The sequence below is a fragment of the Bradyrhizobium sp. UFLA05-108 genome (assembly GCF_059803455.1).
Genome location: NZ_JBANAZ010000024.1, coordinates 30,046 through 56,272 on the forward strand (window position 1 = coordinate 30,046; position 26,227 = coordinate 56,272).

The following is a 26,227-nucleotide window of genomic DNA, read 5'->3' on the forward strand; positions in this document are numbered from 1 at the left end:
CTCAGCGGGACCGCACCGGGCCACAGGACAGGGTGAGCTGCATCGCTGGATGCTTCCGGTTCTTCACCTTGACCCAATGCCTTCAAAGCGGCGTCAGTGCGGTTGGCATGTCGTACACTGGGTCAGCCGGTTGCGTTCGGTTACGGGTTGGACTGACGACCCGGACCGAGCCAATCAGGCCCGGTTCTCCGGCCCGCGGCTACTGTACATGGGGTTGTTTTCCAGATTTTTGATAACGGCTGCCGACGGGCCGCTCACCGCCGCCCGCGCGGGGCCTCGGCCTTGGTGGGGGCGTCGGTCTGCGGCGCGCAGCTCGCGGCCGCCAGCGAGGCCTGGGCCTGCGGCATCAGGCCGGGCTCGGCGGCGAGCGCCTTCATGACGATCAGGCCGGTCGCGCTCGGGGAATCGATGATCAGCCGGTCGGCCGCCGTGACCTCCTCGTCCTCGGGCAGCGCATTGTGCTGGGCTTCCGTCATCAGGTCGAGCTCGATCACCTTCTTGCCGGCGGAGCGGTCGTTGATGGCGTAATAGGCGATCTCGTTGCGGGTGTAGAACGACACCGAAGTATAGGCCTGGCTCACCGGCACCTTCAGCTTCAAGGGTCCGCCGGAGAGATCGTAACGGCAGATCGCCAGCGCAAAGGCCGGGTCCATGAACGGCATCGGCGAGGTGTTGGGATCGGCGAGCGGCAGCTGTGTGACCGCGTTCTCCTTCGTCATCGGCGTCAGCCGCGAATAGGCGTCCTGGGTCGCGATCCGTGGCAGCGCCAGCACGCTGACGAGGTGAACGATGAGGCCGAGCAGGACGCCGGCGAGGATCGTGAACGCGAGCCGGATCATGGGCAGCCCACCGTCGCGATCTGCGGCATCGGCGCGTCGCGCTGGGTACGCGTGGCAACGCCGACGGGCGTGTCGTAGAGGCGGAACATCAGCGCATAGCGCTCGATGCCGCCGGTCGGCAGCCAGTTGCCAGCGCGGGAGCGCGAGGCGATGTGAATCTCGAACGAGCCATCGGACTGCCGGACGATTTCCTGGCTGGTGAAGCCGTAGCGCTGCAGCGAGTTGGCGACGAGATGGCCCTTGCGGTCATAGAGCGTCAGCGTCCAGAACCGCGCCGGCGGGGTCACGCCGGAGACCACGATGTCACAGCGGCCGTCGAGCGCCTTCTTCTTGTCGTCGGTGGTCGCGGTGAACGCAACGCCGTCGCCGGTGCCGATCGGCAGCTCGCCGTTGCGCACGATGGTGGCGCGCGAATAGGGGTCGACGTCGGCGGTGCCGGTGCGCGGGCGCGCCGTCCATGCGCCGATCGTGAGCGCGCCGATGTCGGTGCCGCGCGTCGTCGTCATCCAGGTCGCGCCGACGCCGACCGCGGTGGCGAGCAGAAGGGCCGTCAATGTGATGATGATCAGCCGCATGGGATCAGGTCAGTTCTTGCGCGGGCCGGACGAGGTCGCGTTCTCCTCCGCCGCATAGTTCTGCGGGAAGGCGAGCGCGCTCGACGGCGAGGCGGGCTTGGCCGGCTTCGCCGTGTCGTCGGACGTCGTCTTGGTCGTGGTCTTGGCGGCGTCGTCGAGCAGCTTCTCCACCCGCACCAGAATATCGGCGCCGCGCTTGGTCAGGATCGGCGGCGGACCGGGCTTGGTCTCCAGCACCTTCGGCGCCGCATTGGCCTGTGCGTTGGCGGCAACCGGCTGCGGCGGCAGTTTCTGGCCCATGCCGATGCCGGGAATCTCCCGGACTTCGACGCCCTGATGTGCCGCGACCATGATGTCGTGCCAGGTCTGCGCCGGCAGCGAGCCGCCGGTCATGCGGTTGGTCGGCGAGTAGTCGTCATTGCCGTACCAGACCGCGCAGGTGAAGTTGCCGGTGTAGCCGACAAACCAGGCGTCGCGATAGGCGTTGGTGGTGCCGGTCTTGCCCGCGGTCGGAATGCCGTCGAGCGCGGCGCGGCGCGCGGTGCCTTCGCTCACCACGTGGCTCATCATGCCGGCCATGTCGGCCGCGATGTTCGCGGGAATGGCCTGCCGCGGCTTCGGACCGTCGCGGTCCCAGCGCCAGACCAGGTCGCCGCCACCGGTGCGCACTTCAAGTACGGAATGCGGGGTCACGGCCTTGCCCTTGTTGGGGAAGGTCGCATACGCCACGGCATGCTCGATCACGGTGACTTCATCGGATCCGATCGGCAATGACGGCGTGTCGGGCAGCGGCGCCTTGATGCCGAAGCGGCGGGCGACCTCCACGATCTTGGCGCGGCCCGCTCTCGGGCCCTCTTTGCCGCCCATCGCGATCGAGAGCTTCACCGGCACGACGTTGATCGAGCGGGTGATCGCCTGCGTCAGCGTCACCGAGCCGGAATAGGAGTGGCCATAGTTCTGCGGACACCAGTTCCCGATGCAGACCGGGCCGTCGACCACTTTCGAGTTCGGCGTGAACCCGTTCAGCAGCGCCGTCGTGTAGACATAGGGCTTGAACGACGAGCCGGGCTGCCGATAGGCGTCGGTCGCACGGTTGAACTGGCTTGCGCCATAGTCGCGGCCGCCGACCATGGCGCGGATGCCACCGTCGAGATCGGCGACGACCGTCGCGGCCTGCGTCGCGTGATAGTCGCGGCCGAACTGGCGGAGCTGGTTCTCGATCGCGTCTTCCGCGGCCTTCTGCACGTTGGTGTCGATCGCGGTGCGGACCACGAAGACGCGCTCGGTGTAGGATTTCGGGAAGGTGTCGACGAGCTTGCGCATCTCGTCGAAGGCGTAGTCGAGATAGTAGTTCGGCGATGCCTCGTCGCGGCGGTCGACTGCGAAGGCCGGGTTGCGGCGGGCGCCGAACACCTGGCCCTCGGTCATGAAGCCGGCATCGACGAGGTTGTCGAGCACCACGTTGGCGCGGGCGCGGGCGGCGGGCAGGTTGATGTGGGGCGCGTACTTGGTCGGGGCCTTGAACAGGCCGGCGAGCATCGCGGCTTCCGCAAGCGTCACGTCGCGAGCGGATTTGTTGAAGTAGAAATGCGCCGCGCCGTCGACGCCGAAGGTGCCGCCGCCCATATAGGCGCGGTCCAGATACAGCTTCAAAATCTCGTTCTTGGTCAGGCGCCATTCCAGCCAGACCGCGAGGAAAGCCTCGTTGATCTTGCGCTCGATGGTGCGCTCGTTGCTCAAGAACAGGTTCTTGGCGAGCTGCTGGGTGATCGAGGAGCCGCCCTGGCGGACGCCTCCGGCCTGGGCGTTGGTGACGAGGGCGCGCGCGGTGCCGGCGATGTCGATGCCGAAATGATCGTAGAAGCGGCGGTCTTCGGTGGCGAGCGTCGCCTTGATCAGCACGTCCGGAAAATCTTCCAGCGGGATCGAGTCGTTGTGCTTGATGCCGCGGCTGCCGATCGGGGTGCCGTAGCGGTCGAGGAAGGTCACGGCGAGGTCGGACTTCTTCAGCCAGTCCTCATCCGCCGTCTCGCGGAAGGCGGGGATGGCGAGGGTGAGCAGCAGGACCAGGCCGGCGAGACCGAGGGTAGCGGCCTCCGACAGCGGCTCGATGAATACCCAGCGCTTCCACCGCCCGACATAGAAGCGGTCCATGAAGGTCGAGTAGCGCTCGTAGAGCTCGCGGATGCCCTTGGCCGAGGAGAACAGCGAGGAGTCGATGCGCGCATCGAGGTCCAGGAAGAAATTCCGGGCCTTGCTCTTCCAATGCGGTGGTATGATCTGGCGCACCTAGAACCCTTGAGGCTCGGTTCGAAAGCGTTCAAGCACCCGGCCGGGGCGGCATCGAGACGTCTTGCGGGAACGTTGCGGCAAACCCAAGGCGCCCAATTGCGTCCTTCGGGGGGACTCGCAGGTTGTTCTAGCCGAGCGGGGGCCATAAACCAATGGTCACGCTCGCGATTTTGAACGACAGGCCTAATTGGCCCCGCATCTTTACGGAACGTCCACGGCGCTACTTGCAGCGTCATCGGCCCGCGCCCTAGATGGTTTGGCCGATTGTCTTATGAAACCAGTTGAAGACGCAATGACCGCAGCTCCCAAACGACCTTCAGGCCAGGAAGGATTCTTCTGGAAAACCAAGACATTGGAGCAGATGTCGGAGGCTGAATGGGAGAGCCTCTGCGACGGCTGTGGGCGCTGCTGCCTGAACAAGCTCGAGGACGAGGACACCGGGGACATCTATTTCACCCATGTCGGCTGCAAGCTGCTCGATGCCGGCACCTGCGCCTGCAAGGACTACCCGAATCGGTCCGAGAAGGTGCCGGATTGCGTGCGCCTGACCCCGGCCAATGTCCGCACCCTGAACTGGCTGCCGCCGAGCTGCGGCTACAGGCTCGTCGCGGAAGGGCGCGACCTCTATTGGTGGCACCCGCTGATCTCAGGCGATCCCAATACCGTGCATGAAGCGGGCGTCTCCGTGCGTGGCCGGGTCGAGGGCAGCGAGGACGAGATCCCGGACGAGGAGCTCGAGGATCACATCGTCGAGTGGCCGGCGCTGCTGCCGAAGCGGGCGCGGCTGAGGAGGCGGCCCAAGGCCTGACAAGGCCACCTGCGTTCCCGTCTTCGAACCGATCACGTCTTCGGGATGACCCGGGGACGGGATGCTCCCATGCATCGAGGTGCCTGCCTCGATGAGGATTTGCTGCGTACATTGCAGTTCATAGAACGATTCCATCGCGGCGTTGCGCCGCAACAAGAACTACGTCCGAAATGAACAAGTTCGAACGGCAGAGCCACGCGACTGCCGACATAAGGGCTTTGTCCGACGACATCGCCGAAGAGCTGTCCCGCCTTCCGACCGAGGTCTTGAGCGTCGACGACGCCCCCTCCATCGCTCCGCCGGCGCCGCTGACCGCGGACGAAGTCCGCACCATCGTCATCAGCCTGATGCTGACGATGTTCCTGGCGGCGCTCGACCAGACCATCGTGGCGACCGCGCTGCCGACCATCGGACGCCAGTTCCGCGACGTCTCAAACCTCTCCTGGGTGATCACGGCTTATCTGCTGGCCGGCACCGCCGTGGCGCCGGTGTTCGGCACGCTCAGCGACATCTACGGCCGCCGCGCCATGCTCATAACCTCCCTGAGCCTCTTTGTGGCCGGCTCGATCCTCTGCGCGGTAGCGCCAAACATGCCGATGCTGATTTTGGCGCGCGGCCTGCAAGGCCTTGGCGGCGGCGGCATCATGCCGGTGGTGCAGACCGTGATCTCCGACGTGGTTAGCCCGCGCGAGCGCGGCCAGTACCAGGCCTATTTCTCCAGCGTCTGGATGGTCGGCGGCATCCTCGGTCCCGTGATCGGCGGCGTGTTCGCCGAGCATCTGCACTGGTCGATGATCTTCTGGATCAACCTGCCGCTCGCAGCCGCAGCGCTCGCGCTGCTGCTGCCGAAGATGGGCAGGATCCCGGTCTTCCATCGCAAGCGCAAGGTCGACTGGTTCGGCGGCGTCTTGCTGATGGCGTCCGCGGTTGTCTTCATGCTGGTCTTGACCTGGGGCGGCACCCGCTACCCCTGGCTCTCGCCGACCGTGATTGCGATGATCGGCGCCGCGGTCGCGCTCGCCGTGACCTTCGTGTGGCACGCGCTGCAGGCGGACGAGCCGTTCCTGCCGTTGCCGCTGCTCAGCGGTACGGTCGCGCCCTACGCGCTCAACGCCGGCGGCTGCGCGCTCGGCGCGATGACCGGTCTCACCGTGCAGCTCCCGCTCTACTACGAGTCCGTCTACCATCTCAGCGCCAGCGAGGCCGGACTTGCGCTGATTCCGCTCGCGGCGGTCTCGACCTGCGGTGCGGCAATTGCCGGCCGCACCATGGCGCGCGCCAAACACTACAAGCGCGTCGCCGTCGTCGGTACATCGTGGGCAGCGCTGTGCGGACTGGGACTCACGTTCCTCACGTTGCCGCTGTGGGCTCTCTTGGTCTTGATGGCCGCGTTCGCGCTGGGCCTCGGTACGACCTTCCCGGTCTGCGTGGTCTCGCTGCAGAATTCGGTCGCCCGAGCCCAGGTCGGCACCATCACCGGCGCGATGAACTTTTTCCGCTCGCTGATGTCCTCGTTCACGGTCGCAGCGTTTGCGGCGATCCTGCTGATCTCGCTCGGCGCCGACATCCCGCTCGCCGGCGAGCATCATGGCGCGATCAACGCGATTCCCTCGGCCGACATGATGATGGCGTTCCGCTACGTTTTCGGCGCGGCGGCCGCGATGATGGCTCTCGCCTCGCTCTGCCTGATCCTGATGGAGGAGCGGCCGCTCGCCGGACCAGCTAGCGCGCAGCCCGTCGAGATGGCGGAGTAGGGGACGCCCGATCGCGTCGTTGGCTGCTGCAGCAAGGTTGGCTGCTGCGAAGCGAGTCGAGCCGCATCAATTTCGTCGACAGCATCGAGACGTTTCGCGCCAGACAATCTGGGTTCAGCCGATGCGGTGGAGCGCGAGCGGCGTCGGAGGACGATTGGCCGCGGTAATTTCATGCTTGCATTGCGACCTCTTACATTGGATTGCGACGCGAGACGTCCGGCCAATTTAGCAGGATATTCTTTACTTCAAGAACATCTGGCGGAGGGAATCCGGAGAACGTAAGACCGGCGCCAATTCTTCTCCGTCGGCAAGACTCATGCCCTCCAGTACGATCAGTCTTCGTTCCGTCGAGCAGCGCTTCCAGTCCAAGCGCGGCTCGGTCTGTGCGTTGACCGAGGTTACTTTCGACGTCCTCGCGGGCGAGTTCATATCCATCGTCGGGCCTTCCGGCTGCGGCAAAAGCAGCCTTCTTCGTCTGATCGGTGGCCTTGATAGTCCCTCCGAAGGTCAGATTCTCATCGACGGAGACGATGTTCGCGGCCCGCGCAGAGAGATCGGCACGGTGTTTCAGTCGCCTGTGCTTTTCCCGTGGCGCACGGTGCTCGGCAATGTGATGCTTCCTGGAATTGTTCATCGCCGCGACCGGAAAAAAACCGAAGCAAGGGCGCGGACGTTGCTGGAGACGGTGCAACTGTCCGACTTTGCGAAGAGTTATCCGTTTGAGCTGTCGGGAGGAATGCAGCAGCGCGTGGGCATAGCTCGCGCGCTGATCAACGATCCGACGATGCTGCTGATGGATGAACCGTTCGGGGCGCTCGATGCTCTGACTCGCGAAACGCTGAACATGCAATTGCAGCAATTGTGGCTGGAGCAGCGGCAGACAATTGTCTTCGTTACTCACTCGGTCCCCGAGGCAATTCTTCTGTCTGACCGGGTTCTCGTGATGAGCGGAAGACCTGGGCAGATCCGTGCGGACATTGCGATCGACTTGGCGAGACCGCGCGGAATTTCGGACACGGCGACCGCCGCCTTCGGCCGCTACGCCGACCAGATTCGTGGTCATCTCAACGCCGGCGGACGTCTGGATTGATCGTGAAAGATATCGCTCTCAAGGTCGTGGTCAGTTTGGCCATCTTTGCCGTTCTTTTGACCGCCTGGCATGTAGCCATCGTGCATTTCGAAGTCGCGAGCTTCATTTTTCCGACGCCCTTGGCAGTCGGAGAAGCACTCTGGGGCGGCCTGGCGAAAGGCCTGTATCTCGAACATGTGCGTGTGACATTGACGGAAACGCTGGCCGGCTTTGGCGTCGCCTTCGTCGCCGCACTGCTTCTTGCGACGCTCATATCGATGAGCCGCACGGCATCTTTCTACGTTTATCCGTATGTCCTGTTCTTCCAGTCAGTTCCGAAGGTGGCACTCGCGCCTGTCATCGTCATCTGGTTCGGACTTGGTATCCAATCCAAGATCGTGACCGTTGCGCTGATGTGCTTCTTTCCTTTGATGGTAAACGCCGTCGCGGGTCTTCAATCCGCGCAGAAGGATCGCGTCGACCTGCTCCGCTCGCTCGACGCCAGCCCCGTTCAAATCTTCACGCTGCTGCGTCTGCCCAGTGCCCTTCCATTCATCGCGGCCGGAGCAGAGGTGTCGATGACCTTTGCACTCATCGCCGCGATAGTCGCCGAATTCGTGGGGGCGCGTGCGGGACTTGGCGTGCTTCTTCAGACGATGGGCAGCAATCTCGACATCGCAGGTCAGTTCGCCGTTCTCGTCATTCTCGCAACGATCGGCTTCCTTCTCAACCGCATGGTGGCGCTGCTCAGCGACTACCTTCTGTCCTGGGATGTCAATCGAAAGACCCGTCGTTCCAGTCTGGGACGCTGACGGGGCAATTCGGAGTTCTTCATGTCGTTCAAGTCTCTGGGGTCCGCGCTGCTCGTGTCATTGGCCATCTTGCTGCCCGTTGCGGCGAAGAGCGAGACAAAACCGGTCCGTCTCGCCTGGTGCACGTCATCCGCCGGAATATCGCTGGCGCCGGTCGCCGCTGCCAAGAAGTTCGGATGGTTCGAGCAGGAGGGGCTGAATGTCGAGATCGTCAATGTCGCAACGGGCATGGATTGCGTGACATTCGTCGCAACCGGCGAGATGAACTACGCCGTCCCATCGATTGAGGCGACCGCTGCGTTCGTTGCCAAGGGACTAAAGGCGAAAGTCTTCTTTACCGTGTATCAGAACTCACCCTGGGAGATCCGGGTGCCGGCCGAAAGCCAGGCGAAGAGCGTCGCGGACCTGAAGGGCAGGAAGATTGGCGTGATCTCGCTCTCCGCCGTCGGCGCGTCTGTTGCCAAAGGCCTTGTCAAGTCAGCGGGTCTCGATCCCGAAAAGGACGTCACGTTGGTCGCGGTGGGCGATGCCCAGCGAGCCGCTTATTTTCTCCGCAAGGGCGAAATTGATGCAGTCAGCATCTTCACGCTGGCTCATCTGCAGATTGAAAATGCCGGCGTGACCCTGCGCAAGATCGACGCGCCGGACATCGACGCTGCACCGTCGTTGGGCCTGATCGCCAAAGCAGATTATCTGGCTGGCCACAGACAGGAAGCAATCGGTCTTGCTCGCGCCTATGCCAAGGGACTCGCTTTCACGTTTGCATCGCCACGCGCGGCCCAGAAGGTGTTCTACGAGATTTTCCCGCAAGCGCTGCCTTCCAGCAAATCTGTTGCGGAAGTGGAAAAGTCAAACATCGCTCTCACGGAATCCCACGCCTCCGGCGACTCGCCCTTGAACGGCAGGCTGGAGGATTGGGGCTATTCACGTGTGGACGTGTACAATCGATATCTGTCCACGATCAGTGACTGGCACATGATCAACGCCAAGATCACGGCGGTCGACGTCATCGACAATAGCCTGATCAAGGAGATCAACGCTTTCGACCGCGCTGACATCGCCAGGCGCGCGGCAGAAGCCGCGACTGGAAACTGAGTGACGTGGCCTTGGGAAAGACAATGACACGGAGACAGGTCCACCTTGGTGCGTTTCTGACGGCCAGCGGCTTTCACACTGCGGCCTGGCGACACAAGGGAGTTCCGGCCGGCGGGGGGCTGGATCCGCAGCTTTACAAACGGGTCGCCCAGGCGGCGGAGCGCGGGAAGCTCGATGCGCTGTTCGTGCCGGATTTCTTCACCGTGAATCTGCCGCAACTGGCCATCCGGCAGGAAGTCGTGCGGTTCGAGCCGATGACCTTGTTGTCCTATCTCGCGGCAGCAACGGACAGGATCGGGTTGGTCGGCACGTCTTCGACGACTTACGACGAGGTGTATCATACGGCGCGGCGTTTCGCCTCGCTCGACCACCTGAGCGGTGGTCGCGCCGGCTGGAACGTGGTGACGTCGGCAATGTGTATAAGAGACAGGCGTTTTCTTTGATCGCGAAAAGCTCCACCCCGTCAGCTTCCGCGGTGAACGCCTTTCGCTGGACGGAATTCTAGATGTGGCCCGGCCGGTGCAAGGTTATCCGGTCATCGCGCAGGCCGGCGCCTCCGAGGCCGGGAAGGCCTTTGGCGCCAAATATGCCGAGTTGGTGTTCGTCACAGGGCAGCCGGATGTCGCCAAGGCCCAGGCGTTCTATGCCGATGTCAAGCGGCGTGCCGAAGCCTTCGGCCGCAACAGGAATTCCATCAAGTTCCTGCCTGCAATACACCCGGTCGTAGGCCGCACGATGCGTGAGGCCGAAGAGAAGTTCGAATATCTGCAAAGCCTGGTGCATCCTGAAATCGGTTTGGAATCGCTCCGTAAGCTCACGGGTGGTTTCGATTTCACCGCCTTTGATCTCGATGATCCCGTTCCTGAGGTGCCCCTGACCAATGGCAATCAGACGCGTCAGAAAGCACTCTTCGATATCGCGCGGGACAAGGGAATGACTATTCGCGAACTCTATCTCGAGCTCGCGGGCGGCATGAATCGCGTCATCGGCACCCCTGCCGATATCGCCGATTTCATCGAGCGATGGAGCGATGCGGATGCTGCGGATGGGTTCATGATCTCAATCCTGAGTCTTCCCGATAGCATGGACGACTTCGTCGATCTCGTCATTCCGGAGCTCCAGGAACGCGGCCTGTTCCGGCGCGAATATCAAGGTACGACACTGCGGGATCATCTCGGTCTGGCGCGTCCGCCGCGATTGCACTATTCGTGAATGGACGCGCCATTTGGCGTGCAGGGCCGGGGCGGCGTTTCATCCGCCGCGATCGGCATAAGGGTTGTCATCAGCGCTGCGCTCGGCCGCCTTCCTCGCTGTTGCCGCAAGATGGTCCTTCAACCGCGTGAGCGCCTCGGCGGACCAGTCCTGCACATCGGTGACGGCGATCCAGGCATCGACGTAATGCTCGGGCGCGTACACATGGCCAAAGCCCATCGGCGTGTTGGTGGCGACCGCCATGTCGAGGGCGAGCTGGAGCATCGTCACGACGGGATACCAGCGCAGCTCAGGTGACACGTCCGGGCCGCGCGGCGCTTTCATCCAGGCTGGTGCGCGGTAGGCATCGTGGTAGTCGAACAGCACGATCGGATCGCTGGCATATTGCAGATAGACGACGCGCAGCGCGCCCCAGGGCGCATCGGCCGGCACCGTCGGCCCGTTCTGATTCATGAAGCGTACGAAGCGGCCGTCGCGAAATTCAGGCAGCCAGGCCGGCGAGCCTTCATTGCGGTTCGCGGTGACCGAGCGCCAGATGCGGCTCTCGAACGGCGGCCCGCTCCACAGCGCGCCGGCAATGGGGTCGCCGATCGTCTCGAACAGCTCGGCGGATTTCTCCGAGTTCATGGCGCCGAGGCTGAGACCATGCAGGTACAGTTTTGGCCGCTTGTCTCTCGGCAGCGTCGTCCAGTAGCCGTAAACTTCCGAGAACAGGGCGCGCGCAGCTTCCGCGCCGTATTCGGGCTGAAACATCAGCGACAGAGGGCTGTTGAGATAGGAATACTGCATCGCGACGCTGGCCACGTTGCCGTGGTGGAGATACTCGACGGTGCCCATCGCCGCAGGGTCGACCCAGCCGGTGCCGGTCGGCGTGATGACGATCAGGATCGCGCGCTCGAAGCCGTGCTGGCGCTTGAGCTCGTCCAGCGCCAGCTCGGCGCGCGCCTGCGCCGTGTCGCGGGCACCGAGGCCAACATAGACCCGGACGGGCTCCTGCGCAGGCTGCGCCGTGAAGGCGCTGATCTCGGCTGCGGTTGGACCCGAGGCCACGAATTCGCGCCCCGCACGTCCAAGCTCATTCCATTTCACCAGCGATGCCGCGCTTCCCGTTTTCTCAGGCGCCGTCGGCTGCGGCCGCTCCGGCTCGAGCAGGGCGTCGAATTCGCGGAAGGAGGAATCGAGCGCGCGGAACGCGGTGCGGATCAGGAGATTGTTGGCGATCGACCAGAACAGCAGCGCCGCCACGAGAACGCCGAGGACGTTTGCGATCTTTCTCGGGACGACGCGACTTTTGCGCGCGGCCAGGAAGCGAACCATGAGCACGAACAGCCGTCCCAGCGCCAGAAGCACGACGAATGTGAGCAGCGCGATGGCGCAGACCTTGAACGGATGCGCGGTCTCGACCGGCGCCATCTTCATGACGGCGCGGGTCGAGTTCTGCCATTCGGCGGTTCGCCAGAGATAAATGACGGCGACGAGCAGGCAGCCGACCGCGACCAGCGTGTTGGCGGTCGATCGCACGCGCGGCGAAGGTTCGGGCAGTTCAAGGTAATGCCACAGCCAGCGCCAGAGGAGGCCGGCCGCGTAGCCGATCGCGAAGCAGGCGCCGGCCAGCGCGCCTTGCGTGAGATAGCTGCGTGGAATGAGCGTCGGCGTGAGCGAAGCCGCGAAGAACAAAGCGCCCAGCATGAGGCCGACGCCGGACAGCGACAGCATCTGCCGTCGGATCAGCCATGCGAGATTTTTGAAAGCGGCACCCACGGCGCGACGACTTCCTGAATTGGACGACTATCGCACAATCGGACTCGATCGCAACCGAGGTGAGGCGGGCGGCGGTTCCCGTGAGGGTCTATCCCGCCTGCGCGAGCCGCGCGTCGCTCCCTCCGCGCAGCAGGGCGAAGTCGATCGGCTTGGTCAGGAGTCCTGTGGCGCCTCCGCCGCCGAATTGGCAAAATCCATCACAAAGCGCTGAGCGCGGAGATCGCGACAAATTGCTGGCGGAACAACGCCTCCACGTCGGGCTCGTCGTCCACCACGAGAACCATCACAGTCACGGCTAACCTCTGGTCCTGTCTGAAAAATTGCCTTTGCGCGGCAATCTGATCGTGAACTCGGTAAATTCGCCGGACACGGTTTCGACGTCGATCGTGCCACCATGCTGTTTCACGATGATGTCGTGGCTCATGGAAAGCCCGAGTCCCGTACCTTCGCCTGCCGGCTTGGTCGTGAAGAAGGGGTTGAACATCTTCTCTCTTACGTCAGGGGGAATGCCGATGCCGTTGTCGCAGATGCGGATTTCGACTTGGGCGCCGCGATCCTGTGTGCCCGCGACCAGGACAGGTTCGTAGTCGTCAGCGCCATTCGCGGCCTTGCGTTTGGCGACCGCGTAAAAGCCGTTGGCGATCAGATTCAGGAGAACGCGGGTGATCTCCTGGGGGAAGGCGTCGACCATGCCAGCCTCGGGATCGAGCTCGCATTTGAGCGTGACGTTGAACTGCGGCTTCTCGGCGCGGGCACCGTGATAGGCGAGGTTGAGGCTCTCCTCGACCAAGGCGTTCACGTCAGTCGGCCGGTGCTCGCCGCTGCCTTCGCGGGAATGCAGCAGCATGTTCTTGACGATGGAATCGGCGCGCTGCCCGTGCTGGACGATCTTTTGCAGATTGTCCTTCAAGAGCCCTGTCAATTCATAGACTTCGTCGCGGATATTGTCGGTGAGTCTGGCAGACTTCAGAATATCGTTGAGCTCGTCCGTCAGTTCCGATGACAGTGCTGCGAAATTGTTGACGAAGTTGAGCGGGTTCTTGATCTCATGCGCGATGCCGGCGGTGAGCTGGCCGAGGGAGGCGAGCTTTTCGGTCTGGATCAGCCGATCTTGGGCGGTGCGGAGGTCGTCGAGGGAGGCGGCAAGTTCTTTGGTGCGGGACTGCACTTCGTCAAAGAGGCGCACATTCTCGATCGCGATGACGGCCTGGTCGGCGAAGCTCGTAACGAGCTCGATCTGCTTTTCGCTGAACGGGCGGACCTCGCGACGTGCAAGGACAATGGCGCCAACCGGGTTGCCTTCGCGCAGCAAGGGCACGCCAAGAAAGCTGCGCGGATTGCCGCTCAATTCCTGGCCTTCAAAGGAGTAGTCGGGATCTTCGAGCACATCGGTGACATGGACCACCTTGTCGCCCAGCAAAGTCCGGCCCGTGATGGTGCGCTTGTCGGGCAGGACCGGGAGATCTCTTACATATTCGGCGAATTTGATTGGAAAGCCGTAGGAACCCGCCCGGAAATAAACATTGCCGGTCTTGCGGGTGATCGCCGCCATATCGGCTTCGCATAGGCGTGCCGCCGATTCGACCAGTGTATTGAGCACGGCCTGCAAGTCGAAGGCCGAGCGACTGATCACCTTGAGCACGTCGGCGGTCGCCGTCTGCTGTTGCAGCGACTCGGTCAAATCCTCGGTGCGCTCGCGCAATTCGCCGAGCAATCGCGTGTTCTCGATGGCGATGACCGCCTGGGCAGCAAATTGCTGCAGGAGCGCGATCTGCTTTTCGGAAAAGCGCCGGTTTTCCTGTCGGAAGATCATGACATTGCCGACCACGCGCTCGTCCTTGAGCAACGGCACCGCGAGCAGGCAGCGCGCGCCGCCGAGATCGACCAGCGCCCGACGGTTCGGCTCTCCGCTGCGATAGGCGTCCGACTCTAGCAGATCAGTGATTTCGACGAATGCTTCACCCGCCAAAAGGCGCGTCGGCGCGGTGGCCGGACCATAGTTGAGGGGCAGCTTGCGCCGGAACTGATCGTAAGCGGGGGGCAGTCCATAAGTGGCCGCCGTGTGGAATTGCGTTCCATCGTAGGTGTTGAGCACGCCGAAATTGGCGCCGCAGAGCTGCATTGCCTTGCTGAGCATGGCGTCGAATACCGGCGCGAGATCGCCGGCCGAGCGGCTGATGACGCTCAGTACCTCCGATGTCGCGGTCTGCTGCTCCAGTGATTCGGTCAGCTCGTGCGTCCTGGCCTGCACCTCCTCGAACAGCCGTGCATTCTTGATCGCGATCACGGCCTGGTCGGCGAAGCTCTGCTGGAGCGCCAGCTCATCCGGAGTGAAGGGCTGGAGCTTGTCGCGATAAATGATCAGTGCGCCGATCGCCTTGCCGTCGCGGCGCAGCGGCGTGCCGCACATCGTGCGCGTGCCGACGGCGCGCGCCAGCGGCAGGCCCGGCCATTCCGCCATCGAGGGATCGATGTGATCGAGGTCGGAAATGTTGATCTGCTCGTTTCGCGTGATGACCTGGCCCGGCATGTTCTGCCCGCCGACAGTGATCTTGTTGAGCGGCACGATCGAGCGGATGTGCTGGGCGCTGGTACCGAACCGATAGGCCTCGCCCCATTCGCCATTCTCGGCGAGCTGGATCGAGACACTGGGGGCGTCAAACAGCCGGCCGCAGGTCTCGGCGATTTGTTGGAGCGACCGACCCGCGTCGCCAGGGGCACTGGCGATGGTGCGTAGAATCTCGGCGCTGGCTGCCTGCCGGTCGCGCGACAGCGCCAACTCATGCTGCAACCGCTCATTCGCCGCGGCGCTTGACTGCAATTGCTGTACGAGCTCGGCAATCCTGGCCCTGAGCTCGGCTGCGACGTCCTGCGAAAGCGCAGTCATCAAAAATATCCATTTTGGCCGGCGTCTTGGCGCCATGCCCAATTGGCTAGTCTGGCAGCGATTATTCCATTCTGGAACCGTTCAGGCCAGGAATATCCTTGCGCCGCATATCGGGTAATGCTCGCCAAGTCGCTCAGGCCCCCGGCCGCGACACCTCCGTCTCCTTGCTGGTGATGAACTCCAGCAGCGTCGGCATACCGTCGCGGGTTTTCTGGATGCCGCGTTTGATCGCGGGAACGATGTCCTCAGGCTTGGTCACCCGCTCGCCATGGCCGCCGAAGGCGCGCGCCATCGCGGCATAGTCGCCGGAAATGTCGGTCGAGCGATATTTCTCGGTCGAGACCGGCATCACTTTCAGCTCGATCGCCATCGAGAAGTTGTTGAGTAGGATCGAAAGGATCGGGATGCGCTCGCGCACCGCGGTCTCGAAATCCATGCCGGTAAAACCGATCGCGGCATCGCCCCAGACGTTGATGCAAAGCTTGTCCGGCCTTGCGAGCTTTGCGCCCATCGCAAGCCCAAGACCGTAGCCGAGCTGCGTGGTCTTGCCCCAGCCGAGATAGGAGAGGGGCTCGACCGCCCTCCAGAACGGCGAGAGCTGGTCGCGCGGGCTGCCGGCGTCATGAGTAATGATGGTGTTGTGGATGTCGACGGTGTGCTGGAGGTCCCAGAGCACGCGATAGGGATTGAGCGGCGCGTCGTTGCTGGTGAGCTTTGGCATCCACTTTGCCAGCCAATCCTTGTGGGAGGTCGCGATCTCGGCCGCAACCGCCGAGGCATCGCGGTTCGACGTGACGGTCTTGCCGATCTCCTCGAGCAGCGCATCGAGCACGAGCCCGGCATCGCCGACGAGCCCGACCTTGGCTTCGATATCCTTGTTGAGATGGTTTGGATCGAGCGTCGAATGGATGATGATCTTACCCTTGGGCATGGCGATGCCAAAGCTGGTCTCGGTGAAGGAGCAGCCGATGCCGAAGATCACATCGGCCTCGGCAAGGAACTTCGGCACGGCGCGCGGCACGGCAAGTCCACCCGAGCCGAGCGAGAGTGGATGCGTCTCGGGGAACGACGACTTGCCGCCGAGGCTTGTGGTGACGGGGATCGCGAGCCGTTCGGCGAACCGTTTCAGTTGCAGCCAAGCCTGCGCGTAGTGCACGCCCTGGCCGGCATAGATCACCGGCCGTTTCGCGTCGATCAGAAGCGCCGCAGCCTCCTTCACATGAACAGGGTCGGCGCCGTAGCGGGTGCGCAGCACTGGTGTGTAGGTCAGTGGTTCCGGAACCTCCTCGTTCCACAGGTCCGAGGGGATCTCGACGATGACGGGACCGCCGCGGCCGTTCTTGAGCTTGGTGAAGGCACGGCGAAAGATATTGGCGACTTCAGCGGCCAGGATGATCGGTTCGGAGGATTTGGCGAACGCCTTCATCACCTCGCTGGAGTTGAAGTTCGGCTCGATGTGCGAGAGCCTGCGCTGATAGCCCATCGGCAGCACCAGCACGGGCACCGACTCGCCAAAGCACTGCGCGACACCGCCCATGGCGTTCTCGGCCCCCGGACCATGCTGCATGCAGAAGGCGCCGATGCTGCGCCCCGAGGTGACGCGCGAGATCGCATCCGCCATATGGATGCCGACGCGCTCCTGCCGCACCATGACGGGCCGAATCTCCGCCTTCGCCGCGTGCTCGATCAAGTGATTGACGGGATAGCCGCAGAGGATCTCGATCCCCTCGCGCTTCATGATTTCCGCGATCGCAGTGCCGAGCTTCATCGCGTCTCTCCCTTCGGCAGGCCGGTTGATCCGGCCAGTTTGGCGGGTAGAGGATCAGGAATTCGCGGAAGCGTAAAGCGCGCGCGCTCGCGCGCAGCCGTAGGTCTGCCATGCAGGGCTGTCGCGCTCGGTCGCTATTTGCCGCGATATCGCAGCGCCTCGACCAGCAGCGAGAAAGCCGGTGTCGGTTGGCGGCGGCTCGGATAGTAGAGATGATAGCCGGAAAAGGCGGGGCACCAGTCGCTGAGAACGCGAACGAGCTGGCCTTTCGAAACGTAGGGCTGCACATGGCCTTCCGTCAGATAGGCGAGACCAAACCCCTTGAGCGCTCCCTGCAGGAGCAGGCCTGCGCTGTTGAACACAAGCTGCCCTTCGACGCGAACGTTGAGTTCTCGTCCGTTCTTCTCGAACTCCCAGGCGTAGAGGCTGCCGCCATGGGTCGGCAGGCGAAGATTGAGGCAGTTATGGCCCGTCAGGTCCTGGGGGGTCCTGGGTCGCTTCCGTTCGGCGAAGTAGGCGGGCGAGCCGACGACCGCCATGCGAAGATCGGGGCTGACCCTGACGGCAATCATATCCCTGGCGACAAGCTCGCCCGGGCGGATCCCCGCATCGACCTGCTGCGCCACGATGTTGGTGAGACCGTAATCGATGATCACCTCGACGTGGATGTCAGGGTATTTCGGCAACATCTTGCCCAGGGCAGGCAGCAGGATTTCGGTGGCGGCATATTCTGTCGCCGTGAGACGAACGGTCCCCGCCGGCTTTTCGCGGAGCTCGCTGAGCGCGGCAAGCTCCACGTCCATCTCGTTGAATTTGGGGCCGATGCTCAGGAACAGCCGCTCTCCAGCCTGAGTGGGCGTGACGCTGCGCGTCGTCCGGTTCAAGAGTCGGACGCCGATCCGCTCCTCGAGATTTCGGATGATCTGGCTGAGCCCGGACTGCGTCATGCCGAGCTTCGCCGCGGCCCGCGTGAAACTGCGTTCTCTCGCCACCGCGAGAAAGGCGAGGAGATCGCTCGCGTCGTCCCGGTCCATTGATAAGCCTGTCTAATAACCGCATTCGAAATTTATCACCTAATCTGTGGTCGGCGGAAGTCCTAGGTTCGGTTCAGCGTTGGACGGAGCTCGAAGCCGACATGTCGATATCAGCGATGCAAGAACCGGTCGCGGCCCCTCGCGTCGCAGCGACCTTGCTGCCGATCATGGGCGTGGTCTTCGTTGCCTTTCTCGTCATTGGCTTTGCGTTGCCCGTTCTTCCGCTTCATGTTCACGACGGCCTCGGGTTCGATAGCTTCGTGGCGGCCTCGTCGCGGGCAGTCAGTTCGCCGCCTCGTTGATCTCGCGACCGTGGGCGGGCCACTACTCGGACAGCCGCGGGGCGAAGCGAGGCGTGATCGCCGGCCTGCTGGCGGCTGCGGCTTCCGGGCTGCTCTATCTGCTCTCGCTCGGTTTCAGCGGCGCTCCGCTGTCATCGGTCACCATTCTGTTTCTCGGACGCGGTCTGCTCGGCGGTGCAGAAAGCTTCATCATCACGGCCGCAGTGAGCTGGGGACTTGCGCTTGTCGATTCCCGGAGCACGGGCAAGGTGATCGCGTGGGTCGGCTCGGCGATGTTCGCGGCCTTCGCGATCGGCGCACCGGCCGGCTCCGCCCTCTATGCCGCCCACGGCTTTGTGGCCATCGCGTTGGCGACCGCCGCGGCTCCGCTCGTGACCCTGCTTCTCGTTGCGCAGCTTCCATCGATTGCTCCCGTGCAGCACGTCCGCGTCTCCTTCGCCGAAGTGATCGGTGCCGTATGGGTGCCGGGCCTGGGCTCGGCACTCGGCAGCGTCGGCTTCGGTGCCGTGACCACGTTCGTCGCCCTGCTGTTCGCAAATCGTGGGTGGTCGCACGGATGGCTCGCGTATACGGCCTACGCGGTTGCCTTCATTCTGGCGCGGGTGTTCTTCAGCCATGCGGCCGACGCGATCGGCGGTGCAAAAGTCGCGCTGGTCTGCGCGCTGATCGAAGCTGCAGGGCAGGCGCTGATCTGGCTCGCCGTTCGACCCGAAATGGCGTTGGTGGGCGCTGCGCTTACCGGCTTTGGTTTCTCGCTGGTGTACCCCGGATTCGGTGTCGAAGCGGTCCGCCGCGTGCCGGCGCAGAGCCGCGGCCTGGCGATGGGCGCCTATACTGCCTTTCTCGACCTGGCCCAGGGGCTTGCGAGCCCCGCGCTTGGATTGATAGCGATCGGAGCGAGGCTAAACGTTGTGTTCCTCGCCAGCGCGGTGACCGTCCTCTCCGCCGCGCTCGTCGCCTGGTGGCTGATGGCGCATCCGGCCAATGCGCAGGGAAGGCCGCAATGAAACCGAAGTCAACCACCAGACGTTCCAACCAATAAGGAGCTTCACATGGACATCGACATCAAGAGGGTCGGGTCTCGCCCCTCGCAGAAAGGTCCGGAAGACTGGTTCACCGGAACGGTCCGCATCGACCCGCTGTTCCAGGCGCCGGAGCCGGCACGGGTCGGCGCCGCCCAGGTCACATTCGAGCCCGGTGCACGTACAGCTTGGCATACGCATCCCCTCGGGCAGACGCTGATCGTCACGGCGGGATTCGGCTGGGTGCAGCGCGAGGGCGGCCCCGTCGAGGAAATCCGTCCGGGTGACGTCGTGTGGTTTGCGCCGGGATTGAAGCACTGGCACGGCGCTTCGCCGACAACGGCCATGACGCACATCGCCATCCAGGAAGCACTGGGCGGGAAGGCGGTCGACTGGATGGAAAAGGTCAGCGACGAACAATATCGGAAATGATCGCCGGACCGTTCGAAACGCGCCTCAGACAGGCGGGGGATTGCGGTCGGTGAAGGTCGTTCGCTGGTGCCAATAAGGATAGGGCAGCGTCACCTTGCTGGCGGCGTCCAGACGCTCGATCTGATCCCTGCTCAATGACCAGCCGACCGCGCCGAGATTTTCGCGCAATTGCGCCTCGTTGCGCGCGCCAATGATCAAGGTCGAAACTGTCGGGCGCTGGAGCAGCCAGTTCAACGCAATTTGCGACACGCTTTTCCCGGTTTCCCTGGCAACCTCGTCGATCGCGTCCACGACACGATAGACGTGCTCGTCCGGCACCGGCGGCCCGAAGTCGGCCGTCTTGGGCAAACGGCTGACCTCGGGCTTCGGCTGACCCCGGCGTATCTTTCCGGTGAGACGCCCCCAGCCGAGAGGCGACCAGACGACCGCGCCGACGCCCTGGTCCACGCCGAGCGGCATCAACTCCCATTCGTAGTCGCGCCCGATCAGCGAATAGTAGGTTTGATTGGCGACGTAGCGCGGATAACCGTATTTGTCGGCGACGGCGAGCGACTTCATCAGGTGCCAGCCCGAGAAGTTCGAAACGCCGATGTAGCGGATCTTGCCGGCGCGCACGAGCCCATCGAGTGTCGCAAGAACCTCTTCGGGCGGCGTAAAGGCGTCGAAGCCATGGAGCTGGAACAGGTCGATATAGTCGGTGCCAAGCCGGCTCAGCGAGCCGTCGATCGCTGCGAGCAGATGCTGCCGTGACGAGCCGATGTCATTCGGCCCATCGCCGAAACGGAACGTTGCCTTGGTCGAGATCAAAACCTTGTCGCGGCGACCTTTGATGGCCTCACCGAGCACGCGCTCGGATTCGCCAAGCGAATAGACGTCGGCGCTGTCGAACATCGACACGCCGGCATCAAGGCAGATATCCAGGAGGCGCCGTGCCTCGGTCGCGTCAGTAGTGCCCCACGCCGCGAGGCGACCAACCCCGCCGAAGGTGCCCGTTCCAAGACTGAGCGCCGGCACAGTGAGCCCTGACGAACCCAAGCGTCGGTATTCCATCGCCATGCTCCTCGACCGTTCTGTATCCGCAACTTTCGCCGTGCGGCCCCTTCGGCCGGATGCTAACGCAACTTTGGGCCGCGTGCCATTACGTGCCCACATGGAGGGATGCTTGGCGCGCGCCTTGAAGCGTCCACATTGCCGGTGGAGAAACGGCAGGATATCGCGCGGGCTTGGAGACCGATGGGTACCTGGGGGACGATGACACGTCGTATGGTCGGCGGAATGATGGCCAGCTTTGTGCTGCTGGCTGCGCCGGTCATGGCCGCCGAATCTCCGGCCGAACTGATCTCCGGCTTCCGTCTCAAGCACGGCGAGGTTCGCGTCGTACGCGATGCAACCCTCGACCGCATTGCGCTGGAGCAGGCGCGCGCGATGGCGGCAAAGGACGATCTCAGTCATGAGGTCCTCGGGCCGTTCACCAGGCGGGTTGCGCCTGCGCATGCGGGGCGCGCCGCCGAGAACATCGCCTATGGTTACGACAGTTTCGAGAAGACGCTCGGACAGTGGATCGACTCCTCCGGGCACCGCAGGAACCTCTTGTTGCACAACGCCTCCCGCGTCGGAATCGCGAGCGCCAGGAATGCCAGCGGCAAGCGCACCTACTGGGCCATGGTGATTGCGGGCGATTACGAGCCGAAGCCGGGCAAGGGTAAGAAGGACAGGGAGCCCGTTGTCGCCGTGAAACGCGACGCCGCGCCCTCAAGCGGATCCAAATCCAGGGATTGCCACGTCAAGCTGCTCAGCCTCTGCATTTGAGATGGAGGCCGATGTTGGAATCGCCGGGCGAATTGCGGCGAGGAGCCTTGCGGAACTGGCTGCTGCAAAGGATGCTTGCAGGCACCGTCCATCGAGGAAATCATCCATGTCCGTCGACACCCAGGCCGCCACCGACCGCCTCATGCGCTTCCTCGCCGTCGAGGGCGTGACTGGAAAGGAGGCAGCGATCGGGCGCGAGCTTACGGCGGCGCTGCAAGAAAGTGGCGTGCCGGCGGGGGCGATCCGCCTCGACGACGCCAACACATGCATTCCCGTGCCGACCGAGACCGGCAACCTCATCGTCGATCTGCCCGGCTGCGGCGCGATGCACAACCAGCCGCGCATCATGTTCATGACCCACATGGACACCGTGCCGCTGTGCGCCGGCGCAAATCCGAAGCGGTCGGGGCGCAAGATCGTCAACGCGGCGAAGACCGCACTCGGCGGCGACAACCGCTGCGGCTGCGGCGTTCTCGTCACGCTGGCGGCTGAGCTTGCGAAGCAGCAGCTCGATCATCCGCCGATCACGCTGCTGTTCTGCGTGCGGGAGGAGAGCGGGCTCTATGGCGCGCGCCACGTCAGGACGGAGGAGCTCGGCTCGCCGGCGATGGCCTTCAACTACGACGGCGGCTCCGCCTCCAACGTCACCATCGGTGCCGTCGGTGCGGATCGCTGGCAGGTCGAGATTTTCGGCCGCGCCTCGCACGCCGGCGTGGCGCCGGAGCGCGGAATCTCTTCGACGATGATCCTTGCGCTTGCGCTCGCCGAGGTGAAGGCCGGCGGCTGGTTCGGCAAGGTGGTGAAGGGCAAGCGGCAGGGCACCAGCAACGTCGGTCCCGTCACCGGCGGCGAGGGGCGCCCGGCAGGCGATGCAACCAACGTCGTCACCGACTATGTTCACGTGCGCGGCGAAAGCCGCAGTCACGATGGAAAGTTCTTCAAGGAGATCACCAAGGCCTACAAGGCCGCGTTCGAGAAGGCCGCCAAGCGCGTCACGAACGCGCAAGGCAAATCCGGTCGCATCAAATTCAAGGCCGAGACCGACTATTATCCGTTCCGCATGAAGGAGAGCCTGCCCGTCGTCAAACGCGCGATCGAAGCCGTGTCCGCGGTTGGAGGGGCGCCGGCCGTCCGCGCTGCCAATGGCGGCCTGGACGCGAACTGGATGGTCCGGCACGGCATTCCGACCGTGACCTTCGGTGCGGGGCAGAACGAGGCGCACACGATCGACGAATGGATCAATCTCGACGAATACGACCGCGCCTGTGCGCTCGCGCTACGGCTTGCGACGATGCCGTGAGGGGCGTCACGGTTCGAGCCGAAGCCGGACGCCGTCCTGGAATCAATGGAAGGCTGGAGTTCGCGTCAGGTCAGCTATCGGCTTTACTTCATCGCCGAGCTGATGGAGTTGAACTTGTTGTTGAGCAGCGCTGAGCCCGTGTTGTTCACAACCGTGACGATTGCGAGCGCAATGCCGGCGGCGATCAGACCATACTCAATGGCGGTGGCACCACTTTCATCGGCAAGGAAAGACCTAAGCAAAGCCATCGTCGACTCCTATTGATCCGTCTAATCTATGCGGACGTCGTTTTCGAAGGGGTAAATCGGTCGATTAAGTTTTTTCGTGCGCGTCAAAATAACAGGTTCGGTCGACCTCGCGTGCTGCCTGTATGATGGCACCCATTAAATTAAGGTTTCCTCACCCAATTCAGGTGGATTTGAATCGGTGCCCTACCTGTGGATGCGGCATTGCAGGGGCTGAGCATGGTAAAGAAATCGAGAAAGCGCTATGGCGTGATCGCGCGTCTCTACGTGTCCTTGCGATGGCTTTTCAGCACGACCGCGAGGCGCCCGACCAGATAGTTTATCACGCGCGGCTGCGATCGCGCGGCACTGTCGGCGACGCGCTCTTCGTCGCTCGTGTCGTTCACGATGCCGATGTAGTTTTTTCTGCCGTCCTGCTGCTGCACGGGCGTGCGACCTTGGCTCAATCAAGAGCGTGATCATGCGGCGCAGAGCGACAATCGACGGTTAATTTTCTCTTCCGTAGGAATACCCGGTGCGACCATGAGGTCAGGCGGCCGTCGCGAAAAACGACGCGCCGCTTAACGGATTATTGAGCCTGTTCGCCAACGGGTCGGCAAGGGAGCAGGGGGCTGGCAGCGCTCATCCGCGACGGCCGTCCGCGTTCAACGCCCGCAACATGGCGATACGGGCGAACATCATCCAGCCGCCACCGGTCTCAGCCGCGTTGATGAGGGTCTCGATGGCGGTCTGCCAGTGGGCTTCGTGCTGCGCGTCCTCTGGCAGTTGCACGATGTAGTCGGCCGCCTCTTGCAGCGTGAGCAGTTTGCGCCGGTTGGGCAGGGGGATCGGTTCGTCGAACGACGTCGACCAGGGCATGTCAGGCCGGGCGATACGCGGGAAGGGAAATCACGGCAGCGTCGCCCGGAGGTCGTGGCGCTATCCGGCCTTCCTGCCGCGCGCCGGCGCACGCACCGGCTTGTCGGCCTGCTTTTCGGCCTGCTTGTCAGTCTTCCTGGGCGCTTCCTTGCCGGCAGCAGTCTTGCCGCCTTTGCCGGCGATCGGCAGCAGCATTTCGCGCTGACCCTCGACCCGCTTCTTCGGCTTCTTGGCCTTGCCGTCGGCCTTGGCGGCGGGCGCGGCTCCCTTCTCGGTCGCAAGGCTCTTCTTGAGCGCGTCCATCAGGTTGATGACGTTGCCGCCCGTCTTCGGCGCGGCCTTGGCGGCGAGCGGGACACCGCTGCGCTTCTTGTTGATCAGGTCGATCAGCGCGGTCTCGTAGTGGTCCTCGAACAGCTCGGGCTCGAATGCGCCGGACTTCTTCTCGACGATGTGCTTGGCGAGGTCGAGCATGTCCTTGGTGAGCTTCACGTCCTGGATGTCGTCGAAATACTCCGTCTCGCTGCGCACCTCGTAGGGGTAGCGCAGCAGCGTGCCCATCAGGCCGCTGTCGAGCGGTTCGAGCGCGATGATGTGCTCGCGGTTGGTCAGCACCACGCGGCCGATCGCGACCTTGTTCATGCTCCGGATGGTCTCGCGGATCACCGCATAGGCATCATGGCCGACCTTGCCGTCCGGCACGAGATAATAGGGGCGGATCAGATAGCGGTTGTCGATGTCGGTCTGGGGCACGAATTCGTCGATCTCGATCGTGTGGGTCGATTCCAGCGCGATGTCATCGAGCTCGTCCTTGGTGACCTCGATATAGGTATCGGTGTCGACCTTGTAGCCCTTGACGATGTCGTCGGAGGTGACCTCGTCGCCGGTCTCGGCGTCGACCTTGAGGTACTTGATCCGGTGGCCTGTCTTTCGGTTGATCTGGTTGAAGGAGACCTTCTCGGTATCCGAAGTGGCGGGATAAAGCGCGACCGGGCAGGTCACGAGCGAGAGGCGCAAAAAACCCTTCCAATTGGCACGGGGGGCCATGGGCTACTCCAAACGCAACAGGGACAACTGACGAGGATAACACTGGGGAACCGCGAATCATAGCAAGCCGCGGGATGGAATCTTGCAACGGCGTTAATCGCCGACCCTCTGCCAAGTCCGGACCGGAACATCGTTCGCGATCAGACGTTGCCCCGCCGCACGTCACGAGAGGCCGCGAGGAGGTCGCGGCATTTGGACGCGACACCCCGGCAGTTGAGGGTTGCCATGGCTACGAGACGCGACGATCAGATCATCGAAACATCGACCGAAGCGCGCCAGGGCGAGCCCGGTCCGTCGGTCGCAGCGTTGCTCACCGTCTCGACCGGACTTGCGATCCTGATCCTCGGCGTCATCTGGTTCGTGTTCTTCCGGACCTGAGCGCCGGCTAGCTGCGATCAGCGCTTCCGACTCGCCGCGGAACGCGGCAAATTGCGCCCGCCATACGGCCGGTTTTGCCCGGCCGCATGGCGGGCGCTGTCGTGTCGGCTTCATGACGAAAAAGTAACATTTGCCAGTTCCCGGCGTTCATATTCAGTTCACGCCAGGATTGATCATCTTGGCAGTAGATTCCGCAGTCCATCCCTTTCGGACTATTCTTGGAGAGAAGCGTGCGCCTGCTTGTTGTTGAGGACGACCCCGATCTCAATCGCCAGCTCACCAAGGCGCTGACCGACGCCGGCTACGTCGTCGACCGCGCCTTCGACGGGGAGGAGGGGCACTATCTCGGCGACAACGAGCCCTATGACGCTGTGGTGCTCGATATCGGCCTGCCCAAGAAGGACGGCATCTCGGTGCTGGAGGCCTGGCGCCGCAACGGACGCGCCATGCCCGTCCTGATCCTCACCGCGCGCGACCGCTGGAGCGACAAGGTCCAGGGCTTCGATGCCGGCGCCGACGACTACGTCGCAAAGCCCTTCCATCTCGAGGAGGTGCTGGCGCGCATCCGCGCATTGCTGCGGCGATCGGCCGGTCATGCCCAGAGCGAATTGACCTGCGGACCGGTGACGCTGGATACCCGAACCAACAAGGTGACCGTCTCCGGCAACCCCGTGAAGATGACCTCGCACGAATATCGGCTGCTGCAATATCTGATGCACCATGCCGGGCGCGTGGTCTCCCGCACCGAGCTCGTCGAGCATCTCTACGATCAGGATTTCGACCGCGACTCCAACACCATCGAGGTCTTTGTCGGCCGCATCCGTAAGAAGCTGGACGTCGATATCATCCAGACCGTCCGTGGCCTCGGCTATCTCCTGACCCCACCGGCTGCGCCTGGTACTTGACCGGGCGGCGCGACCGGGGTCTT

Annotated in this window: 24 protein-coding genes and 2 pseudogenes; 13 read left to right on the forward strand and 13 right to left on the reverse strand. The window is 63.4% G+C overall.

Annotated features, from left to right (window positions below; genetic code table 11):
* Window positions 1-254: 254 nt before the first annotated feature.
* The 3 genes from SO140_RS18965 to SO140_RS18975 are packed head-to-tail and all read right to left on the reverse strand — an operon-like array spanning window position 255 to window position 3,703.
* Window positions 255-839, reverse strand: a complete 585-nt coding sequence (locus tag SO140_RS18965) for a DUF1254 domain-containing protein (protein WP_449381456.1) — start codon at window positions 837-839, stop codon at window positions 255-257.
* Window positions 836-1,414: a DUF1214 domain-containing protein gene (locus SO140_RS18970; RefSeq protein WP_449381457.1), complete on the reverse strand. Its 579-nt coding sequence runs from the start codon at window positions 1,412-1,414 to the stop codon at window positions 836-838. Before SO140_RS18970 ends, SO140_RS18965 begins: the two co-directional genes overlap by 4 nt.
* Before the next feature lie 9 nt (window positions 1,415-1,423).
* The gene (locus SO140_RS18975) at window positions 1,424-3,703 is read right to left on the reverse strand and encodes a transglycosylase domain-containing protein (RefSeq protein ID WP_498542930.1); all 2,280 of its coding nucleotides are present in this window, start codon (window positions 3,701-3,703) and stop codon (window positions 1,424-1,426) included.
* A 295-nt stretch (window positions 3,704-3,998) separates the two neighbouring features.
* Here SO140_RS18975 and SO140_RS18980 point away from each other — a divergent pair, with 295 nt between their 5' ends.
* The 7 genes and pseudogenes from SO140_RS18980 to SO140_RS19010 all read left to right on the forward strand — a co-directional run.
* On the forward strand, window positions 3,999-4,514 hold the full coding sequence (locus tag SO140_RS18980) for a YcgN family cysteine cluster protein (RefSeq protein ID WP_449381459.1): 516 nt from the start codon (window positions 3,999-4,001) through the stop codon (window positions 4,512-4,514).
* Between the two features lie 170 nt (window positions 4,515-4,684).
* Entirely contained in the window at window positions 4,685-6,268 is a 1,584-nt protein-coding gene (locus SO140_RS18985; protein ID WP_498542931.1) for an MDR family MFS transporter, read from the forward strand.
* Between the two features lie 316 nt (window positions 6,269-6,584).
* A complete protein-coding gene (locus SO140_RS18990; protein ID WP_449381461.1) occupies window positions 6,585-7,358 on the forward strand; it encodes an ABC transporter ATP-binding protein in 774 nt (257 codons plus the stop codon).
* A 2-nt stretch (window positions 7,359-7,360) separates the two neighbouring features.
* Complete coding sequence (locus SO140_RS18995; RefSeq protein WP_449381462.1) at window positions 7,361-8,149, forward strand: ABC transporter permease; 789 nt, start codon at window positions 7,361-7,363, stop codon at window positions 8,147-8,149.
* A 21-nt stretch (window positions 8,150-8,170) separates the two neighbouring features.
* Window positions 8,171-9,244 carry an ABC transporter substrate-binding protein gene (locus SO140_RS19000; protein WP_498542932.1) on the forward strand — a complete coding sequence of 358 codons (1,074 nt, stop codon included), beginning with the start codon at window positions 8,171-8,173 and terminating at the stop codon, window positions 9,242-9,244.
* A gap of 23 nt (window positions 9,245-9,267) precedes the next feature.
* Window positions 9,268-9,687, forward strand: coding sequence for an LLM class flavin-dependent oxidoreductase (locus SO140_RS19005; protein ID WP_498542933.1), 420 nt, complete (start codon window positions 9,268-9,270; stop codon window positions 9,685-9,687).
* A 40-nt stretch (window positions 9,688-9,727) separates the two neighbouring features.
* Window positions 9,728-10,456 (forward strand): annotated as a pseudogene (locus SO140_RS19010) (LLM class flavin-dependent oxidoreductase); the annotation flags it as partial.
* A gap of 39 nt (window positions 10,457-10,495) precedes the next feature.
* Here the strand turns inward: SO140_RS19010 and SO140_RS19015 are convergent.
* The 5 genes and pseudogenes from SO140_RS19015 to SO140_RS19035 form a co-directional block, all read right to left on the reverse strand.
* Entirely contained in the window at window positions 10,496-12,172 is a 1,677-nt protein-coding gene (locus SO140_RS19015) for an alpha/beta hydrolase (protein WP_498542948.1), read from the reverse strand.
* A gap of 213 nt (window positions 12,173-12,385) precedes the next feature.
* Window positions 12,386-12,510 (reverse strand): annotated as a pseudogene (locus SO140_RS19020) (response regulator); the annotation flags it as partial.
* A gap of 2 nt (window positions 12,511-12,512) precedes the next feature.
* Window positions 12,513-15,104: a GAF domain-containing sensor histidine kinase gene (locus SO140_RS19025; protein WP_498542934.1), complete on the reverse strand. Its 2,592-nt coding sequence runs from the start codon at window positions 15,102-15,104 to the stop codon at window positions 12,513-12,515.
* A 133-nt stretch (window positions 15,105-15,237) separates the two neighbouring features.
* Window positions 15,238-16,872 carry a thiamine pyrophosphate-requiring protein gene (locus tag SO140_RS19030; protein WP_498539848.1) on the reverse strand — a complete coding sequence of 545 codons (1,635 nt, stop codon included), beginning with the start codon at window positions 16,870-16,872 and terminating at the stop codon, window positions 15,238-15,240.
* Between the two features lie 134 nt (window positions 16,873-17,006).
* Window positions 17,007-17,906: a LysR family transcriptional regulator gene (locus tag SO140_RS19035; RefSeq protein WP_449381467.1), complete on the reverse strand. Its 900-nt coding sequence runs from the start codon at window positions 17,904-17,906 to the stop codon at window positions 17,007-17,009.
* A gap of 298 nt (window positions 17,907-18,204) precedes the next feature.
* On the opposite strand from SO140_RS19035, the gene SO140_RS19040 reads away from it, so the two are divergent.
* Window positions 18,205-19,215 carry an MFS transporter gene (locus tag SO140_RS19040; protein ID WP_498542935.1) on the forward strand — a complete coding sequence of 337 codons (1,011 nt, stop codon included), beginning with the start codon at window positions 18,205-18,207 and terminating at the stop codon, window positions 19,213-19,215.
* Window positions 19,216-19,266: 51 nt separating this feature from the next.
* Window positions 19,267-19,662: a (R)-mandelonitrile lyase gene (locus tag SO140_RS19045; RefSeq protein ID WP_498542949.1), complete on the forward strand. Its 396-nt coding sequence runs from the start codon at window positions 19,267-19,269 to the stop codon at window positions 19,660-19,662.
* A 24-nt stretch (window positions 19,663-19,686) separates the two neighbouring features.
* Here the strand turns inward: SO140_RS19045 and SO140_RS19050 are convergent, their stop codons facing one another.
* Window positions 19,687-20,712: an aldo/keto reductase gene (locus tag SO140_RS19050; RefSeq protein WP_449381469.1), complete on the reverse strand. Its 1,026-nt coding sequence runs from the start codon at window positions 20,710-20,712 to the stop codon at window positions 19,687-19,689.
* 183 nt (window positions 20,713-20,895) lie between these two features.
* Between SO140_RS19050 and SO140_RS19055 the strand changes: the two genes are divergently transcribed.
* Together SO140_RS19055 and SO140_RS19060 are read left to right on the forward strand one after the other, a co-directional pair.
* Window positions 20,896-21,471 carry a CAP domain-containing protein gene (locus SO140_RS19055; RefSeq protein WP_449381470.1) on the forward strand — a complete coding sequence of 192 codons (576 nt, stop codon included), beginning with the start codon at window positions 20,896-20,898 and terminating at the stop codon, window positions 21,469-21,471.
* A 106-nt stretch (window positions 21,472-21,577) separates the two neighbouring features.
* Window positions 21,578-22,771 carry a M20/M25/M40 family metallo-hydrolase gene (locus tag SO140_RS19060; protein ID WP_498542936.1) on the forward strand — a complete coding sequence of 398 codons (1,194 nt, stop codon included), beginning with the start codon at window positions 21,578-21,580 and terminating at the stop codon, window positions 22,769-22,771.
* Window positions 22,772-22,854: 83 nt separating this feature from the next.
* Here SO140_RS19060 and SO140_RS19065 read toward each other — a convergent pair whose 3' ends face one another.
* The 4 genes from SO140_RS19065 to ku all read right to left on the reverse strand — a co-directional run bounded on the left by SO140_RS19065 (window position 22,855) and on the right by ku (window position 24,921).
* Window positions 22,855-23,019 (reverse strand): Flp family type IVb pilin, encoded by a 165-nt coding sequence (locus SO140_RS19065; protein ID WP_027521278.1) that lies wholly within the window; start codon window positions 23,017-23,019, stop codon window positions 22,855-22,857.
* A gap of 260 nt (window positions 23,020-23,279) precedes the next feature.
* Complete coding sequence (locus tag SO140_RS19070; protein WP_449381472.1) at window positions 23,280-23,441, reverse strand: hypothetical protein; 162 nt, start codon at window positions 23,439-23,441, stop codon at window positions 23,280-23,282.
* Between the two features lie 196 nt (window positions 23,442-23,637).
* Window positions 23,638-23,874: a hypothetical protein gene (locus SO140_RS19075; protein WP_449381473.1), complete on the reverse strand. Its 237-nt coding sequence runs from the start codon at window positions 23,872-23,874 to the stop codon at window positions 23,638-23,640.
* 60 nt (window positions 23,875-23,934) lie between these two features.
* Entirely contained in the window at window positions 23,935-24,921 is a 987-nt protein-coding gene (gene ku / locus SO140_RS19080) for a non-homologous end joining protein Ku (protein WP_449381474.1), read from the reverse strand.
* A 225-nt stretch (window positions 24,922-25,146) separates the two neighbouring features.
* Here ku and SO140_RS19085 point away from each other — a divergent pair, with 225 nt between their 5' ends.
* Together SO140_RS19085 and SO140_RS19090 are read left to right on the forward strand one after the other, a co-directional pair.
* Window positions 25,147-25,299 (forward strand): hypothetical protein, encoded by a 153-nt coding sequence (locus SO140_RS19085; protein ID WP_449381475.1) that lies wholly within the window; start codon window positions 25,147-25,149, stop codon window positions 25,297-25,299.
* A gap of 230 nt (window positions 25,300-25,529) precedes the next feature.
* Window positions 25,530-26,204 carry a response regulator transcription factor gene (locus tag SO140_RS19090; RefSeq protein WP_449381476.1) on the forward strand — a complete coding sequence of 225 codons (675 nt, stop codon included), beginning with the start codon at window positions 25,530-25,532 and terminating at the stop codon, window positions 26,202-26,204.
* Window positions 26,205-26,227 lie beyond the last annotated feature (23 nt).

Coding starts and splice junctions, on each gene's coding strand:
- SO140_RS19005 (WP_498542933.1), top strand. CDS start 9,268: ATGACACGGAGACAGGTCCACCTTGGTGCGTTTCTGACGGCCAGCGGC.
- SO140_RS19015 (WP_498542948.1), bottom strand. CDS start 12,172: ATGCTGTCGCTGTCCGGCGTCGGCCTCATGCTGGGCGCTTTGTTCTTC.
- SO140_RS19025 (WP_498542934.1), bottom strand. CDS start 15,104: ATGACTGCGCTTTCGCAGGACGTCGCAGCCGAGCTCAGGGCCAGGATT.
- SO140_RS19030 (WP_498539848.1), bottom strand. CDS start 16,872: ATGAAGCTCGGCACTGCGATCGCGGAAATCATGAAGCGCGAGGGGATC.
- SO140_RS18990 (WP_449381461.1), top strand. CDS start 6,585: ATGCCCTCCAGTACGATCAGTCTTCGTTCCGTCGAGCAGCGCTTCCAG.
- ku (WP_449381474.1), bottom strand. CDS start 24,921: ATGGCCCCCCGTGCCAATTGGAAGGGTTTTTTGCGCCTCTCGCTCGTG.
- SO140_RS19050 (WP_449381469.1), bottom strand. CDS start 20,712: ATGGAATACCGACGCTTGGGTTCGTCAGGGCTCACTGTGCCGGCGCTC.
- SO140_RS19000 (WP_498542932.1), top strand. CDS start 8,171: ATGTCGTTCAAGTCTCTGGGGTCCGCGCTGCTCGTGTCATTGGCCATC.
- SO140_RS18970 (WP_449381457.1), bottom strand. CDS start 1,414: ATGCGGCTGATCATCATCACATTGACGGCCCTTCTGCTCGCCACCGCG.
- SO140_RS18985 (WP_498542931.1), top strand. CDS start 4,685: ATGAACAAGTTCGAACGGCAGAGCCACGCGACTGCCGACATAAGGGCT.
- SO140_RS19075 (WP_449381473.1), bottom strand. CDS start 23,874: ATGCCCTGGTCGACGTCGTTCGACGAACCGATCCCCCTGCCCAACCGG.
- SO140_RS19060 (WP_498542936.1), top strand. CDS start 21,578: ATGTCCGTCGACACCCAGGCCGCCACCGACCGCCTCATGCGCTTCCTC.
- SO140_RS19035 (WP_449381467.1), bottom strand. CDS start 17,906: ATGGACCGGGACGACGCGAGCGATCTCCTCGCCTTTCTCGCGGTGGCG.
- SO140_RS18980 (WP_449381459.1), top strand. CDS start 3,999: ATGACCGCAGCTCCCAAACGACCTTCAGGCCAGGAAGGATTCTTCTGG.
- SO140_RS19055 (WP_449381470.1), top strand. CDS start 20,896: ATGGGTACCTGGGGGACGATGACACGTCGTATGGTCGGCGGAATGATG.
- SO140_RS19085 (WP_449381475.1), top strand. CDS start 25,147: ATGGCTACGAGACGCGACGATCAGATCATCGAAACATCGACCGAAGCG.
- SO140_RS19065 (WP_027521278.1), bottom strand. CDS start 23,019: ATGGCTTTGCTTAGGTCTTTCCTTGCCGATGAAAGTGGTGCCACCGCC.
- SO140_RS18965 (WP_449381456.1), bottom strand. CDS start 839: ATGATCCGGCTCGCGTTCACGATCCTCGCCGGCGTCCTGCTCGGCCTC.